The sequence below is a fragment of the Colwellia sp. C2M11 genome, assembly GCF_018860915.1.
GTDB lineage: Bacteria > Pseudomonadota > Gammaproteobacteria > Enterobacterales > Alteromonadaceae > Colwellia.
In genome coordinates this window covers 163,886-181,519 of the sequence record NZ_JAHKQD010000009.1, presented here as the reverse complement: position 1 = coordinate 181,519, position 17,634 = coordinate 163,886, and the positions used below count along the sequence as shown (strand labels likewise).

Genomic DNA, 17,634 nt, shown 5'->3' with positions numbered 1-17,634 from the left:
TAGCTTAAGACTTAGTGCTTAGAAAGGCTGTTTTAAAACACAAAAAATGCCAACCTATTAATAGATTGGCATTTTCTCAATAACTAGTTGTTCTAATTATTCAATAAATAACGATATAGTTGGTAATTTTAACAAGTAAAAATAATCACATGATAAAAACTTGCAAATTAATTTAAAAATTTTTAGCACAGCCAAAAAATTTAGCTGTGCTTCAATGTTCAAATAAATTAGTGGCGGAAACTAGGAATTAAAGCAGGAATACCCGGTAGCAAGCCTACCAAAGCCATTACTGTCGTTAATAAAACAAACATCACACCTGGAATAATCCAACGGTTCATTTTACTTAGTTCCGAACTACGCTCTTTACACCCAATCAAGCCAAGGTTATCAAGTAATATAGTAAGTGCCCAACCAAAAGCAGGGTTAACAAGTGCAGAAGAGAATACAACGATTGCCGCTGATTGAGTCGTTTTACCTTCACGCGTCATTTCCATGCCAGCTTCAAGCAACGGGATGAATACTCCTACAATTAGTGCAACACACAGCACCGGTTGCCATATTGCTAAATCCATAGGATACCCCCAAACACCTGCAATTACACAGAACAAAGCGGTTAGTAAAGCACCAGCAGGGATTGGGCGTTTAGCGATAGCAGCAGGTACCATATAGGTACCCCATGATGAAGCAAAGTTAGCGCCACCTAAAATAGAACCGAATGTTTGGCGAATAGAGGCACTTACCATAGTATCATCAATATTCATTTGTACTTTTTCAGTACGCTCTGGGTAACTAATTTTTTGGAATACTTGGTGACCCAAGAAGTCAGGAGACCACATAGCTACCGCTAAAATAGCAAATGGTAGTACAACAATAAAGCTTTCTACCGTTGGTAAACCAAGCATCCAACCGGTATTCTCGCCCCACCAATACATTGGGTTCATGTTTGGTAAACCAGGGCTAGTGACAAATTCAAAAGGTGCGCCTAAAGCAAAAGCAAGCGTGCCACCTAGTATGCAGCTCAATGGTACTGCTAACCAACGTTTTCCTTTATGTTCAAGTAATGCATACAATAGAATAGTACTAAAAATGACCACAAAAGGAATGTGCGTCATACCAATGTCTTCACCCCAAGCGAACATTTTCTTCACTTGTGAAATTGTGCCTACAAACCCAAGATACAATAATAGACCACCACAAACCCCTTTACTCGTTAGGTTTGCCAGCATACTGCCGCCTTTACTAATAGCCAAAATCAAACCAAATACACCAATGAGCAAACCAAACGCCATCGGGTGACCACCAGCAGCAACCACAATAGGAATAAGAGGAATAAGAGGGCCATGAGTACCAGCTAAGTTAGCCGTAGGCAGTAAAAAACCGGAGAAAAGAACAATAAAAATAGCTGCAATTAACAACTCATAACGTACGTTTTCTAAGACAAAACCGTCACCAAGTCCAAGAGGGGCAGCAAATGTTGCAGCAATTGCACCCACCATAACCACTTTACCAATAGTAGCGGCCATTGCCGGTATACTATCTTCTAATTCAAATCGATAATCTCTAAAAGGCAAATTAGGTCGCCAGCGTTTAGGTGACATAATTTGTAATTCGTGTTCTAAGTATTCTTCTCGAGTATTAAATGACGAACTAGGTTTGTGTTGTTGCTCGTAATTCAGTTCATCGGCTTTTATTGGGGGTTGTGTTTTCTTATCGGGTATGGATTTAGACGTTTGGTCCATTGTTTTTCCTTTGTTCACGAACTAGAGAGAGTGCTAATGCATTTAAGCCCGATATCCTATATCAACATGGTTATTATTGCTAACAACAATAGCCAAAAAAACTCAATCATTAGTCGTAGTACCTAAGGAATTTGCTGCTAAAACAACCTAATTTTTACATCTGAATATTTTTTAACCTGCTTTAGCCTTCGATTATTTTTTATAGGCATTAGTTATTAGTATAGATAGGATTTTTTTACTAAGAGTCGGCACAGAATGATCGACCGCAAGCGGCCGATTTTTCATAGAATACGAATATAGCAGTTAAAGCGATGTGAAATAAATAAGACTAATGCGCTTCATCCCAGTTATCACCTACCCCTGCTTCAGCAATTAATGGCACGCTTAATGTTACCGCATTATTCATCAGATCGACTAATTTAGCAGTCACCTCTTCCACAATGTCTTGATGTATTTCAAAAATTAATTCATCGTGTACTTGCATCGTCATTTTTACCCGGTCATCATTTTTTTCATTCAACCACACAGAAACATCAAGCATGGCTTTTTTGATGATATCAGCTGCTGTGCCTTGCATAGGTGCGTTAATAGCAGCACGTTCAGCTCCTTTTCTTCGCATACCATTTTTTGATTTGATCTCAGGTAAATATAAACGGCGACCATATAAAGTTTCAACATAGCCTTGCTCACTAGCTTGCTCGCGAGTCTCTTCCATATATGTTAAAACACCAGGGTAACGTTGGAAGTATTTATCTTGATATTCTTGTGCCTGTTGACGGCCTATGCCTAACTGTTTTGCTAAACCAAAAGCCGACATGCCATAAATTAAGCCAAAGTTAATCGCCTTAGCGCTACGACGTTGATCCGTTGTAACCTCGTCTAATTCAACTGAAAAAATTTCAGCGGCTGTTGCTTTATGAATATCTTTACCTTCGCTAAAGGCAGTCACTAAGCCTTTGTCGTTAGATAAATGCGCCATAATACGTAATTCAATTTGAGAATAATCAATAGCAACAATTTTATAGTTTGTTGGCGCGATAAACGCTTGGCGAATTTTACGACCTTGTTCGCTACGAATAGGAATGTTCTGTAGATTAGGATCGGTTGACGATAAACGTCCAGTTGCAGTGACAGCTTGATGATACGAAGTATGCACGCGACCTGTTTTAGTGCTCACCATTAAAGGTAGCTTATCGGTATAAGTAGACTTTAATTTACTTAACCCGCGGTTTTCTAAGATAACTTTTGGTAAAGGATAATCCAACGCTAACTCTTGCAATACCTCTTCCGCAGTAGAAGGCGCGCCTTTAGGCGTTTTCTTAATAACCGGTATTTTTAATTCTTCAAATAATATTTGTTGTAATTGCTTAGGCGACCCTAAGTTAAAACTTTTTCCTGCTAGGTTATGCGCCTCAATCTCTAACTCATTTAAGCGTTGACCAATACTGTGGCTTTGTTGATCAAGTACGTCACAGTCTATTAAAACCCCCGTTTGCTCCATTTTTGCCAACACAGGCATTAATGGCATTTCAATCTCATTATAAACACTTAATTGTTCCGGTAGTTGTTCAAGCGCAGGAAAAATAGCTTGATGCAAACGTAAAGTAATATCAGCATCTTCTGCAGCGTAATAACCCGCTTTTTCAATATCTATTTGATTGAAGGTTAACTGCTTCGCACCTTTGCCTGCAACGTCTTCAAACGATACCGTTTTATAGTCTAGATATTTAAGTGATAATGCATCCATATTATGTCGGGTTGCGACGCTATTATAACAATACGACTCCAACATAGTATCGAATGCCGCACCTTGTAATTGAATATCATAATGGCTTAAAACATTAGCATCGTATTTTAAATTCTGACCAATTTTTTTAATCTCAGTACTTTCTAGTAGAGGTTTTAATTGTGCTAACACCCAATCTAAATCTAATTGGTAAGGTGCATCGATATAATCATGAGCCAATGGTACATAAGCTGCTATTCCTGATTCTATCGCAAACGATAAACCTACCAACTCTGCTTTCATATAATCAACACTGGTCGTTTCAGTATCAAAAGCAAAAGCAGTGCAACCTTTAAGTTTTTCTAACCACGCATTAAAGCTGATTTTATCTAAAATAATATCGTATTTAGCATCGGAGACTTCTGTTGAAGTAACATCAACCTGATCTGCTTTACTAATTGGTGTATCTATTACGCTATCTTTAGAAGCTTTATTAATGGAACTACTGACTACTTGCTCACTTTTACTATTACCGCTTTCTTTACCTAGATCAGCTAACAAGCGCTTTAGCTCAAACTCTTGATAAAGTGAAGTGAGTGCTTCAACGTCTGGTTCTGTTGGTTGTAATTGCTCGACACTTTGCTCTAATTCCACATCACATTTGATTGTCGCTAACAGGTATGAAAGTGGCAGTTGATCAAGTGCCTCTCGTAAGTTTTCACCTATTTTACCTTTAACCTTATCAGCATTAGCGATCACTTCATCTAGTGTGCCATGTTCAGTTAACCATTTTACTGCTGTTTTAGGGCCACACTTAACTACGCCGGGAATGTTATCAACTTTATCCCCCATCAACGCAAGATAGTCGATTATTTGATCCGGTCGAACACCAAATTTTTCACTTACACCTGCTTCATCTAATTCAACCGCTGTCATTGTGTTGATCAAACGTACATGAGGCGTGACTAATTGTGCCATGTCTTTATCGCCCGTTGAGATCACGGTTTCTATACCTTGCTCACTCGCTTGTTTAGCTAAAGTACCAATAACATCGTCGGCCTCAACTCCTGGAATAACCAATAACGGCAACCCCATAGCACTAATAATATTATGTAAAGGAGCTATTTGCGTACGTAATTCATCCGGCATTGGTGGACGATTTGCTTTATATTCAGGATATAGATCGTTACGAAAAGTCTTCCCTTTCGCATCAAAAATTACGACTACATTGCCGTTTGGGTAGTCTTTTTTTAAACTACGGATCATATTCAAAACACCAGTGATCGCTCCCGTCGGTTGACCACTCGCTGTTGATAAAGCTTGTAAATATGGAACATGATAAGCGCGGAATAAATACGAAGAACCATCCACTAGAATTAAAGGTGATAATGGTGAATTTTCTGTCGAAGTTGTCATAAGAAATTTGTCTAAACAATAATATAGCGTAAGGATGCCATAAAGCGCGCTATAGCTCTACTACACTATGACATTTGTCACAAGATGAATGTGGATAACTTTGTTAATAAGCATAAAAAAGCGCCAGAAAAGTGATTGTCACTATTCTGGTGATTATATTCATGTTAATGATTTTATTGAAAAAAGATAGGAACGAGATCTTTTTAATGCACAATATTTTTTATTTTTATTTTTGTGGATAAATAAATTTATCTACGTGACGTTTTTGATTATATAAACAGCAACCAAGCAACTAACGTCAACAGAGATTATCAGAATTCCACAGCTTTACCAGTACATTGTTAAACTTTTTTTAAGGATTTATTACCAATTAAAATAACAAAAAAATATAAGCCTTTAGTAACAAGACTTTCAAACTAACTATTAAATTTTAGCGATGAAAAATTATTTTTTATTTTCAAAAATTAACGATGATATAGGTGAGAATATAAATTTTTCCCACTTAGTCTGGATATTTTATCACGCAATTTTTCCCCATAACAGCATGATAAAATCTGTTTATACATAATACTTATTTATCGTGATAATTTACGCATTCAATTTTGCGAACCTAACCTAGCATCAAACTATCTTCAGCTTGAGACTATTGGTTGTGTACTTCACCTGTTGTCTCATTGATAAATCCGTGACAAATATAACCAATAAGTAACTTAGGCTTTTTATTCATATATAAAAAATGTTCATAGCCTATCGAAAAAGCGAAGGGACTTGCATTGTAATCTGCATAATATTGATCTCGCCCTAAGCGCGCTTCGTTAACACCTGATGCAAAACCACTTAAAAAGTCTTCTCTATTAATAAGCCTCAAACAAACCAACCCATCATCATTATGTACAAGCTCTACCACACCTTCATCTACAAACTTGTTAACAACCGATTCATTAAAATAACCAGTGTACTGCTCAGTTTCAATATCATAAGAAACAGGTGAGCCATCGCCAGCTTCCATTAGTGAGGAAAATAGCTCTCTTACTTTTTTTGAAATCATTTATTCAGTTATTCCATCGCAACATTAAAAATAAATGGGAATGATACCTTAATTCCTACAAACCTATAATTGCTACTAATCCATCGCCATACAATTTGCATAATAAGTCACCGTTGCCGGCCAATCCGAAAATACACCGACGACACCTACCTGCTTTGCTAAAACATCTAACAACACCAGTACATCAGCTTCGCTACTTATTGCCTCTGTTATGCTTTGGTAATACCAACCTCCACCATTAGCAAGCAAACCTGACCGTTCAAGTGACCACGTAATAATCTTAAGCTCTGCAGCTTTAGCGGCCTTGGCATATGGTGATGGAATGATTGTCCCTTGAGAGTCTAACGTTACTAACATCCATAAAGGCGGTGCTATATATTCAACACCTTGATTTTTTAATTCCTGCATACTAGGTACCCACGTCTTTGGGTTATCAGGATCAAAATCAGCCGCTATATTTCTTTCATCAAGAAATATAGCTTGTTTACCAAATAACGGTGTCTGCGTTATCCAATATTTTACATCCGCCAGATTAAATGATTGTGGGTACACTTGATCAGCCGGAACGCCCGCAGCTATATATTCGTTTAACATTTTTTGTGCATAATCGGCTTGACTAAAACCGTTAAAAGGCATTTTTACACTGGCAGATTTTAATTCAGGTGACATTTTAACCCCTGCTTTTTTAAACATATCGATACTTTCAGCATGCGTCATTAATGTGCCTTTGCCCGAGTACAAATCTGTTCGCCAATTTGGTGTACCCGCCAAGTATTCTTCTACCGTGGTAGCTTGGGTATTGGCACCATCCATTTTTCCTTTAAGTGTTTTAAATTGCGCTAGTGTAATATCACTAGTACAACACATAGCGCTGGCAGCAATACCATTAATTGGATCGGCTGGAGTAAAGGGCTGTGAACATTGTTTGGCAAGCTCAGGGATAGCCAATATATTTGTTGTGGTTGCTAAGTCGCATTGAGAATGACGACAGACTAAGGCTTGGTCTGAAGTAAAAGTAACATCACACTCTACTATGCCCGCCCCTGAGTCTATCGCGGCTTGATAAGACTCACGAGTATGCTCTGGAAATAACAGCGGAGCGCCACGATGCCCTATTGAAAAATCAGAACGATAAAAGGTATTGTTTTTACACTGCTCTAATTTGGTTTTTAACTCACTGTCTTGCATTTCGTTAATTAAAAATAAGGGCCTTACCCCAACTTTAGCAACAACTTTATCCACCACATTGTTGCTTACTTCATTGATTGAGTTGGTAACATGACGACTACAGCCCGCTAAAACAAAAGAAGCGACTAAAAAAAGAACAAATTTGTATTTTTTAAGAAAACAGATAAACATAGTTGAACCTTGTATTTACGCTTAATAAAATATTACTTAATATTCTGCAGAATAGATAATAATTATGGCAGTTTAATGAATACTCGAGATCCTGAATCAAGTTCTATCTCTTATACACAAGAAGGGAACTAAATAGCTTTTTGTTGATCTGATCTAAAAATAATATATTTAGGTGATGCGTATGTTTATTTCAGATGTTAATGAATGGGCTAATTTTACATTTGGCCGTAGCGAGCTTGGTGACCCTAGAAGAACAAAGCGCTTAATTAAGTGCAAAGTTGGCAAGTAATATCGGTAATTCAATAAACGCAAAGGCGAAAGGTATGCTTATCCACTCGATTTTGATGGTTGATGCCGATTCAAATAAAACGTTAGGGCTTATTGAGCAAAATAGATGAGTGCGTGATTCGGACACTTTTGGCTGTAGAAAAACGCGAGCTAACCGCCCCTTTGAAGAGAAAGAAAGTTATAAGTGGATAACAGCTTCTGAAAATATGTCTTAACGACTAGGTGACACCATCAATAAAACCATTTCACTGTGTGATAGAGAGGCTGATATTATCGAATACCTTCAATATAAAGTTGATAATAATCAACGATATCTTGTTAGAGCCACGTTTAATAGACCTTTAGAAAATGGTGCTCGATTGTATGATTATGCTGAAGATATAACGCCTTGCGGGACTTATGATGTGGTTGTTGCGCAACGCGGAGGACGTAAACAACGCACTGCTATTATGGACTTGAGCTACGAGAAGTTGGTCGCGATAGAATGCTTGCAAAAGAAAAGTGTACCGGCATATTTAACAGCCTTCAATGGCGGCTATTATGGGCTAAGACTGAAAGCAAGAAGGCAGCGAAAAACTTCACGCCAAGCGTAGAGTGGGCTTACCTCTCATTAGGTAAATTAGGTGGCTGGCAAAATAGTAAAAATAATAATATTGTCGGTTGGGAAGCATTATGGGAAGGGTGGAAAAAATTGGATATGCTTGTTGAGGGTTATGAAATGAGCCTATCTCTCGACTTGTGATCAAGAGATAGAATCAAGTTCAGGATGACGGTGTGGGACTTTAGGATGATCTAGTGCGGCTCAGAATAACAAAGGGGTATAGAGTAAAGGAGGTTCAATATGATGGGAAAAGCTGAGGATAGCTCAAATAGAGAACCGAACTATCCTTTTTAAACACTTATTTTCAGCATAAACCCTATAGGGTAACAAACTCTTCTGCTGACGTAGGATGAATTGCAATGGTGTTATCAAAATCAGCTTTAGTTGCGCCCATTTTCATTGCCACTGCAAAGCCTTGTAGTAACTCATCACTGCCAAAACCAATGCTATGTAAACCAACCACTTTTTCTTCAGCACCAGCACAAATAAGTTTCATACGAGTAGGGTCACGATAATCTTCCGTCACTGCTTGGTAAAGTGCTGTAAACTGTGAGTTATACACAGTGACATTCGCTTCACCATATTCTTCAATAGCTTCTTTTTCTGTTAAACCAACCGTACCAATAACGGGATGACTGAATACTACGGTAGCAATACCTGTATAGTCTAAATGTAGGTCAGGTTTGTTGTTAAACAAACGTTCACATAAACGTCGGCCTGCTGCCACTGCAACGGGAGTCAGCTGTGCACGCCCCGTATTATCGCCTACGGCATAAATACCTGGTACGTTAGTGTTTTGATATTTATCTGTTACGATGAAGCCTCGTTTATCAAGCTCTACGCCTGCAAGGTCTAAATTGATATTATCAGTTGCTGGCTCTCTACCAATAGCCCACACTACTTGCTCTACAGGGCCAATAGACTTGCCATTGGTAAGGTGTACTACCAATTGTCCGTCAGCTAATTTTTCAATACGTTCAGGTGTACTGTGATTATGTAACGTTGGACCATGTTTTGCCATTTGCTCAACTAAGGTATCACTTAGCATTTCATCAAACGTACGTAATGGTTTCTCATTTCTAACTAATAAATGTGTTTCTGTACCCAAACCATGAAAAACACCCGCTAATTCAACCGCAATATAACCAGCACCAATAACCGCGACTGATTTAGGTTGCTCTGTTAGCGCAAAAAATCCATCAGAATTAAGACCAAATTCAGCACCTTCAATGTTTGGAATTGACGGACGGCCTCCAGTAGCAATAGTGATATGATCTGCAGTATATAAAGTACCATCAACCTCTACCGTATTTTTGTCTACAAATTTAGCAAAACCTTGAATAACAGTAACATCATTAGCATCAAAACCACGCTGATAAGCAGCATGAATACGCTCAATGTAAGCTTCTCGGTTTTTAACCAAACGACCCCAATCAAAGCCGTTATTTTCTATTTTAAAATCACCTAAATTAAAACCATAATCGTGAGCATATTTTAATGCATCACTAATTTGTCCTGCATACCACATCGCTTTTTTAGGAACACAGCCAACATTTACACAAGTGCCACCTATATATTGTGCTTCTATCACCGCGGCCTTTTTACCTAATCGTGCGGCTCTATTCGCTGATGCGATTCCACCACTACCCGCGCCTATTGCTAAGTAATCAAAATGTTGTGTCATTGTATGTTCCAAAAAAAGTTAATTTATATTGCTTATGTTGTTATATCTGGGGATAAAACACAATTATTCAATTGAATTTCTCACTCAACAATAACAAATTAATCAAAAATTTGTGATGAATTGGCTGCACAATTGTCATCGCTAAGTAAATTTCACTTGAATATTGAATATTTGTCATCACATACTTTAGTATCGTTCATCTATTTATACTGACTATTATGACTAATCCTTTATTACCGCAAGCTATAAAAAATCTTGATTTACCTGCCTTCTCACAAATAAAACCAGCGCATATTAAGCCTGCGGTAGAGCAAGCTATAGCTGATTGTAAAAAAGTCATTAGTGACACATTAAGCAATAACACATTGTTTACATGGGAAAATTTAGTTTTACCAATAGACGAGGTAGATGACGTTTTATCTAAATTATGGTCACCCGTTTCTCATATGAATTCCGTACTAAGCAGTGATGAATTGCGTGAAGCTTACGAGTCTTGCTTACCTTTATTATCAGAATACGGTACTTTTGTTGGTCAAAACCAAAAATTATACCAAGCCTACCAAAGCTTAAAAGATGGTGAATCATTTAAAAATTTAGATACCGCTCAACAAAAAGTTATCACTAATGCCCTACGTGACTTTAAATTATCAGGCATCGCCCTTAATGATGAAGATAAAAAACGTTACGGCGAAATTGTGAGCCGCTTATCAGACTTAAGCTCAAATTATAGTAATAATGTTTTAGATGCGACTCACGCCTTCACTGTAAATATTACAGATGAAAAAGATTTGTCTGGATTACCTAAAAGTGCGCTAGCTGCTGCTAAAGCCTTAGCAGAAAGCAAAGACGAAACAGGTTATTCATTTACGCTAGATTTTCCTAGCTATTTACCAGTTATGACCTATTGCGATAATCGTGATTTACGTGAAAAAATGTACAGCGCCTTTGTTACCCGTGCTTCCGATCAAGGACCTAATGCAGGAGAGTTTGATAATAGTGCCATCATGAATGAAACGTTAGCACTACGTCATGAACTGGCAAACTTACTTGGTTTCTCTAACTACGGTGAAAAATCTCTAGCCACTAAAATGGCGAATAGTACCGATGAAGTAATGAGCTTTTTGCAAGGATTAGCAGTAAAGTCTCAGCATCAAGGCGAACAAGACATGCAAGAGTTAACAGACTTTGCACAAAGTGAATATAACCAAACCGAGCTGCAGGCTTGGGATTTAGCTTATTACAGTGAAAAATTAAAACATAATCGTTATGCTATTTCTGACGAAGAACTACGCCCTTATTTCCCGAAAGACAAAGTAGTCAATGGCTTATTCGACGTTGTTCATAAACTATTTGGTTTAACAATTAAAGTACGTGAAAATGTAGATACCTGGCATAAAGATGTGTCTTTTTATGACGTTTTCGATAAAGCCGGTGAATTACGCGGCAGCTTCTACTTAGACTTATATGCTCGTGCTAAAAAGCGTGGTGGTGCGTGGATGGATGAATGTGTTGGTCGTCAGCAATTAGCTAACGGCGATATTCAATATCCTGTTGCTTACCTCACTTGTAATTTTAATGGCCCTATTGGTGATACACCTGCACTTTTCACTCATGATGAAGTAGTTACTCTTTTCCATGAGTTTGGTCACGGTTTACATCATATGCTGACACAAATTAATGTAAGTGGTGTCTCAGGTATTAGTGGTGTTCCTTGGGATGCAGTTGAGTTACCAAGTCAATTTTTAGAAAACTGGTGCTGGCAGCCAGAAGCACTTGCTTTTATATCAGGGCACTTTGAAACAGGCGAGCCATTACCACAAGAAATGCTTGATAAAATGTTAGCCGCGAAAAACTTTCAGTCGGCGATGCAAATGCTACGTCAATTAGAATTCAGTATTTTTGATTTTACTATGCATGCTAATTACCAGCCTGATGCAGAAAATAACAACACCTACATTCAAGATGCGTTAAATAAAGTACGCGAACAATATGCTGTAGTTAAAGCACCTGAATTTAATCGTTTCCAACACGGTTTCAGCCATATATTTGCAGGTGGTTATGCTGCAGGCTATTACAGCTATAAATGGGCAGAAGTATTATCTGCCGATGCTTTTGGTTTATTTGAGGAGCAAGGCATTTTCAATACAGATACCGGACAAGCCTTTTTAACCAATATTCTTGAAAAAGGCGGTAGTAAAGAGCCAAGCGAATTATTTAAAGCGTTTAGAGGTAGACCGCCAGAAATAGAAGCCTTGCTACGTCACTGCGGTATTAAAACATAAATTAAAGCATAAACTGAAATATAAGCTGAACAAAAATAATGACTATAGATACACACATTAATACCACAGAAAAATTTAGCCATTTATACCAGCGTGCTGCAGAAAGAAAAGGTGGCACGCATGCGTTGGAAGTATTACTTGGACAAAAAATTGTTGGCAAAAAATTATTGCCTGATAGTGCTGCTCAAGAAAATGTGTCAAATTTAACTGATGACCGTATTTTATCGGCTTTTACCAAACAAATTTTTAAATCAGGTTTTGTTTGGCGTGTGGTAGAAAATAAATGGCCAGACTTTGAAGACAGCTTTTTCAATTTCAACATTGAAAAAGTGTTAATGATGCCTGAAGAAATGTTAGAGAAAAAGGCTGCCGATCCTAAAATAATTCGCAATTACAACAAAGTAAAAACTATTCAAGCCAATGCGCAAATGATTTTTGAACACCAAACAGAACATAATACCAGCTTTGCTCAGTTTATTGCCGAGTGGCCAACTACCGATATCATTGGTTTATGGACTTTTTTGAAAAAACACGGTCAACGCCTTGGCGGGAATACCGGCCCTTATGCTTTACGCTTGCTAGGCAAAGACACTTTTATTCTTAGTTCAGACGTTGAAGCTTATCTCAGAGCTCAAAAAGTGATTGATGGTGGCTTACAAAGTAAAAAAAGCTTAACGGCCATTCAAACTTACTTTAATCAGCTACAACAAGAGTCGGGTTACAGTCTTACTCAATTAAGCCGTTTAATCGCGCTTGCTAGTGGCGATAATTACGTTCATGTTGTACAAGCTTAATGACTAATTCACTCCTCCCAAATGTTGCTGTAGCGTATTGTGATGCCGTTAACAGCGATCAATGTAAACGTATTGCCAAGAAATGGAACCTAAACTACATAGGCGATGCGGCAGCAGCCAATAAACAACCACAGTTACATTTTCTATTACAGCTTAATCTACAAGCCTTAGAGCTTTTAAAATTAGACGAGCCTAAACTTGGTGGCGTTAAAGTAGACTTTGTTGAAGGTGCTGTAGCACATCGCAGGAAATTTGGCGGCGGCAGAGGTCAAGATATTGCCAAAGCAATTGGCTTAAAACACGGATTTACCCCACATGTGTTAGATGCCACTGCTGGCCTTGGCAGAGATGCTTTTGTGCTAGCGGGCTTAGGTTGCCAAGTCACCTTAATGGAGCGTATGCCGATAGTGGCAGCTTTACTCGATGATGGCATAGAACGCGCAAAACTCAACAGCGAAGTAAGTGAAATAGCTAACCGCATGACACTTGTGCATGCTTCATCGATTGAAAACATGGACTTAGCACAGCAAGTCGATGTGGTTTATCTTGATCCTATGTACCCACACCGTGAAAAATCAGCGGCAGTAAAAAAAGAAATGCGCGTATTTCAATCATTAGTAGGTGAAGACCTCGATGCAGATGCACTACTTGAACCTGCCTTAGCCCTAGCTAAATATCGCGTGGTAGTTAAACGCCCTAGCTATGCGCCACCACTTAACAATATTAAACCAAGTACTTCAATCAAAATGAAGAAAAACAGATTCGATGTTTATGTTAAGCGAGCGATACCAAAAGTTTAAAACACTTGAGCACATGGATACCCGTTCCACTTGAAGATGCTCGTTTCAGTATGTCTGAGCGATTCATTATCAAGGCTCATTTTTTTATGAAGGGTTGTTCCCTGAAAAAGAAATGTAACGCAGAGTATGATTTGCTCAACCTTATGCAAGGGCTGGTTTAGAAACGCTTTATGCTGCGTTATTGATTTTGATAAGGGAATAACCATTGTCTTCGTACTGCGCCTTGAGCTAATTTCCTAGCTTAGCTCTGAAACGGCATATTCAAGTGGTTTGGGTATATTTATCAGATATAGAGGTGTTAACAGCTCAATTATACAGTCTCCTCATATTACTTTTTCTGCGTAATTCAACTGATTAGTTATTTTTCTCTAATAATGTTTTGATAAGGTTTTATTTAAATTGTTTAATATCAGTCGTTTATATTTTATTGATCTCATGAATATATTGCTATGGCTTTGATAAGCGACATTCTTTAGTAATCTATTTAATCTTGTACTCGTCAACAGCACTTAACTCTTCTGGGTAATAAAGGCTCGTGAGTAATTGCTATGGCTACTTATATTTCTATCATTTAATTACTCTAAATAGAGAAAGACTTTATCATGATCAATAGTATTAATTCAGCAATCCATAACAAATTAGCAATGGTTAGCTTTGCCATTTTATTAGCATCATTTTGTCAATCGGCAATTGGTGCTCAAATAACAAATGAACAAAAATATCAACTAATTAAGTCTGCAAAAGTCGATATTGAATCGACTATGCCTAAAATTATTGCGGATGTTGTAGCGGAAAATCAAACGAATATAACAACAAGCCAAAGCCAAACACTAGCAACGTTGCTATTGCCAACTTCAAGTAAATAAATTCAATAATTAGGGCAGCAAGCCTATTTTAAATCGTAAAATAAAGGGAATGTTATGTAATATTTACCATAAAAAGTGACGGTGCTAGCTAGCTTATGTGCAAGTATTACTTTTGCTAATACCGCTAGCGCAGAGTCTTCTGTATGGAAAGTTTCAAAAAATAGCGATGTTATTTATGTCAGCGGTACAAGTTTATCAGGCCATCCATAATAGTTTGCTGACATTTTAATGAGCCTTACTTAGCGAAGTGTAGATACTGTTATGCAAAGGCCCGTTCACAAAAAATCAGCTTATCAGATACATCGTATTGTGTGACCAGAGTTGAGCACTCGCATGGAATACTTTAATGAACCCAGATAGTGCTGATAGTGCTGATAGTTGAATTTAAGCGCTCCTTGAACGCAGGTATCGTTTACACAAAGGTACACTATACCTGAATGGTGATACGCTCGCAGAGCCGCTACTGGCTATGGTTAGGGCAACGGTGTAGCAGACCAAGAAATGCGTTGTACTTGTGTACTTCTTTCATTAGTTAGTGTGGTTAAAAGCTTGTTAGATGCAGCTTTTAGAACTATGCCCATTGAATCTTGAGGCAAGGCTATTTCTTCTACTTCACCTGTTAATATATGCATTCTTGCTAATGATAAAGGATCGCCAAGGCTATAAAAATAATCATCGCGCAAAGCAATTGAACACCAACACTGAGCTAGTGTAATCGTTATTTTCTTGGTAAACGCATTCTGCGTATTTTTATCTTGCTCATACGTTAAGTTAAATAATGTATTATCATTAATATAAAAAACCTCTCCTCGCTCATTTTTAAGTAATTTTTGACCACCTTCAAATGTTAGCTGTGTATTTTCTCTTGTGAGCAAATTAAATTGCCATATTTGACTTACTTTATCTTTTATTGTGGAATAAAGAATAGTTTTATCGTTATTTGACCATACATAACTACTTACTTTAGCTTGATCTAATTCAGGTATGCTATGTAATACTCCTGTTTTTAAATCAATAAATTCAAGTTGATTATTACGATTAAATAATAAGTACTCTTCATTGTCTGATAAGACTAAAACGTAAATAGCCTGTTGTTCTTCTGTTGAAAAATTACTAATTTGCTTTTCTGTACTGTCATCAGCTTGCCAAATTTGATATTGATTTGTTCTACTAGAGATAAAATAATGTGAGTTTTGCTGTTTTCTAGAGTAAGTAGGGTAATAGTCGTTACTATCAGAACGATGGAGCATAGTTACCTTTTTTTCACCTTTTGAAAATATATTATCAATTTGGGCCACTTGTGCTTGTGTGCTAGCAGCCTCAGATGAAAACAGTTGATTGCTATCGAGGAAGCTCATTCGACTTAAATATTTTTTTATTGGTAGCTCTATTGAATTCAAAGCTCGATTGTGAATATTAATAAAACTTAATGTTTTTTCTTGTAATACCCCAATATGTTCGCCGTCAGGCAGCCAGGCGATTGTTACACTCGATAATTCTTCGGCTTGCTCATATAGTACGCGTTGCTCACGTGTCGCAATATCCAGTAAATAAAGCTTTGCGGGACTATTTCGTTCATACCAACGGTAAAGTAATTGTTTACCGTTAGGTGAAATAAGCATGTTAGTTACACCATATTGAGCATCACCAGAAGGAACTAATACTGTGCTTTTTTGGGTTTTAATATTATATTGGTATATTTCCTGTCCTAGCTTTTTTTCATCTAATTCAATATAAAACATGGTATTACCGTCAATACTTAACTGCGCCATGCTACGTGCTTGCTTATCACACTCTTTGATAAACCGCGGTTCTGGAATATTGTTAATATTACTCAAATCAAACGTTGCGTAGTGGCACTGAGATTTTAAATCAGTAGTTTCGACCAGTAAAATACGACTGTTAGGCTGCCACGACATAGCGCTTATATGCAAATCGTTATAAGTGAGTTTTATTTCTTGTTGGTTACTTAAGCTTTTTATATAACTACTGGTTATGCCGTTATTTTTATTTGTATATGCAAAAATATTTTTATCTGGCGAAACTAAAGGATGTGTTTCAGAGCCTATATTCCATGTTGCGGCGGTAATATTTACATTTTTTGCTATAACAGGCGTTATTTTTTGTAATGTTTCAATATCACTCTTATTCGTCTGCGTTGTGATTGCCAATGGCGTGTTAGGTTCATCGTTAACTACCTTAACGTCGATATTAAAGTCGATAAAAAGATTAATGGTCAGTAACAATACCAGTAATATTAATAACCAACGATAAGAAGAAAATTTAATAGCAGGTTTTAGTGTTTTGGTTTGAGTTGTATTCGCCGTAATAGTACTTTCAGTGTTTATTACTTTAGGCGATTTTTCTTTTATGTCATTGCTATTATCTAACACTTCATTTGTTGTGATTTGAGTGGTATCCAAATCGGTAGCTAAGTCTGTAGTTACCGCGGTATGAGCGGTGATATTTTCAGCGTCATTAATGACTTTTTTTGGTGTTACTGTGAGAGAGTAGCCTTTACGGTAATGCGTTTTGATTAAAGGGGCTTTATGCTCAGGATGAGTTAACTGCTTTCTAAGTTCTGATATCGCACGATTAATTGCATTATCATCAACAAAACTCTGTTGCCATACATTCTCTACTAGCTCTTGGCGAGGAATAATGCGATCAGGCTGACTGATAAAGTAGGTTATTAATTTAAAGCTGAGCGGATCTAACTCTCTTTCAATAACCTTTGAAGATATTATACAGCGAGCAGGTAAAAGTAACCAAGGACCAAGTTTATATTGCACATTTTATTACTAGAAATAACCAAGAATGAAAATTAACATTTCAATAACAATAACGCAATAAAAATAGATTAATTAATAGGTTAATTCGAAATGTTATTGAATTATAAGCTTTTGATAAGGTTTACTTCTATGATGTCAATATTCACTGTTTTTATTGTGCTTGTTTGTTTTTACTGTTTATTTTCAAAGGGTTGTTTTTTATTTTAGTGATGAATAGAATCCTAATGCTTTGGTAAGCG

At 37.2% G+C, this 17,634-nt stretch carries 13 protein-coding genes; 7 read left to right on the top strand and 6 right to left on the bottom strand.

Annotation, left to right across the window (positions count from 1 at the left end):
- Positions 1-227: 227 nt before the first annotated feature.
- The 4 genes from KO509_RS02750 to KO509_RS02735 all read right to left on the bottom strand — a co-directional run bounded on the left by KO509_RS02750 (position 228) and on the right by KO509_RS02735 (position 7,288).
- Positions 228-1,739 carry a DUF3360 family protein gene (locus KO509_RS02750; protein ID WP_215971756.1) on the bottom strand — a complete coding sequence of 504 codons (1,512 nt, stop codon included), beginning with the start codon at positions 1,737-1,739 and terminating at the stop codon, positions 228-230.
- 328 nt (positions 1,740-2,067) lie between these two features.
- A complete protein-coding gene (polA, locus tag KO509_RS02745) occupies positions 2,068-4,881 on the bottom strand; it encodes a DNA polymerase I (RefSeq protein WP_215971755.1) in 2,814 nt (937 codons plus the stop codon).
- Positions 4,882-5,524: 643 nt separating this feature from the next.
- Positions 5,525-5,929: a hypothetical protein gene (locus KO509_RS02740; protein WP_215971754.1), complete on the bottom strand. Its 405-nt coding sequence runs from the start codon at positions 5,927-5,929 to the stop codon at positions 5,525-5,527.
- A 75-nt stretch (positions 5,930-6,004) separates the two neighbouring features.
- Positions 6,005-7,288, bottom strand: a complete 1,284-nt coding sequence (locus tag KO509_RS02735) for a glycerophosphodiester phosphodiesterase family protein (protein WP_215971753.1) — start codon at positions 7,286-7,288, stop codon at positions 6,005-6,007.
- Between the two features lie 181 nt (positions 7,289-7,469).
- On the opposite strand from KO509_RS02735, the gene KO509_RS02730 reads away from it, so the two are divergent.
- Positions 7,470-7,577: a transposase gene (locus KO509_RS02730; RefSeq protein WP_215971752.1), complete on the top strand. Its 108-nt coding sequence runs from the start codon at positions 7,470-7,472 to the stop codon at positions 7,575-7,577.
- A gap of 483 nt (positions 7,578-8,060) precedes the next feature.
- Positions 8,061-8,318, top strand: a complete 258-nt coding sequence (locus tag KO509_RS02725; RefSeq protein WP_215971751.1) for a hypothetical protein — start codon at positions 8,061-8,063, stop codon at positions 8,316-8,318.
- Between the two features lie 175 nt (positions 8,319-8,493).
- Here KO509_RS02725 and gorA read toward each other — a convergent pair whose 3' ends face one another.
- Positions 8,494-9,861, bottom strand: a complete 1,368-nt coding sequence (gene gorA, locus KO509_RS02720) for a glutathione-disulfide reductase (RefSeq protein ID WP_215971750.1) — start codon at positions 9,859-9,861, stop codon at positions 8,494-8,496.
- A 218-nt stretch (positions 9,862-10,079) separates the two neighbouring features.
- On the opposite strand from gorA, the gene prlC reads away from it, so the two are divergent.
- The 5 genes from prlC to KO509_RS18175 all read left to right on the top strand — a co-directional run bounded on the left by prlC (position 10,080) and on the right by KO509_RS18175 (position 14,813).
- Positions 10,080-12,143 carry an oligopeptidase A gene (prlC, locus tag KO509_RS02715; protein ID WP_215971749.1) on the top strand — a complete coding sequence of 688 codons (2,064 nt, stop codon included), beginning with the start codon at positions 10,080-10,082 and terminating at the stop codon, positions 12,141-12,143.
- A gap of 38 nt (positions 12,144-12,181) precedes the next feature.
- On the top strand, positions 12,182-12,937 hold the full coding sequence (locus tag KO509_RS02710) for a DNA-3-methyladenine glycosylase I (RefSeq protein WP_215971748.1): 756 nt from the start codon (positions 12,182-12,184) through the stop codon (positions 12,935-12,937).
- A 71-nt stretch (positions 12,938-13,008) separates the two neighbouring features.
- Positions 13,009-13,737, top strand: coding sequence for a class I SAM-dependent methyltransferase (locus KO509_RS02705; protein ID WP_354668411.1), 729 nt, complete (start codon positions 13,009-13,011; stop codon positions 13,735-13,737).
- A gap of 602 nt (positions 13,738-14,339) precedes the next feature.
- A complete protein-coding gene (locus KO509_RS02700) occupies positions 14,340-14,603 on the top strand; it encodes a hypothetical protein (RefSeq protein WP_215971746.1) in 264 nt (87 codons plus the stop codon).
- 81 nt (positions 14,604-14,684) lie between these two features.
- Complete coding sequence (locus KO509_RS18175) at positions 14,685-14,813, top strand: hypothetical protein (RefSeq protein ID WP_289847514.1); 129 nt, start codon at positions 14,685-14,687, stop codon at positions 14,811-14,813.
- Positions 14,814-15,076: 263 nt separating this feature from the next.
- Here the strand turns inward: KO509_RS18175 and KO509_RS02695 are convergent, their stop codons facing one another.
- A complete protein-coding gene (locus tag KO509_RS02695) occupies positions 15,077-17,395 on the bottom strand; it encodes a helix-turn-helix domain-containing protein (protein WP_215971745.1) in 2,319 nt (772 codons plus the stop codon).
- Positions 17,396-17,634 lie beyond the last annotated feature (239 nt).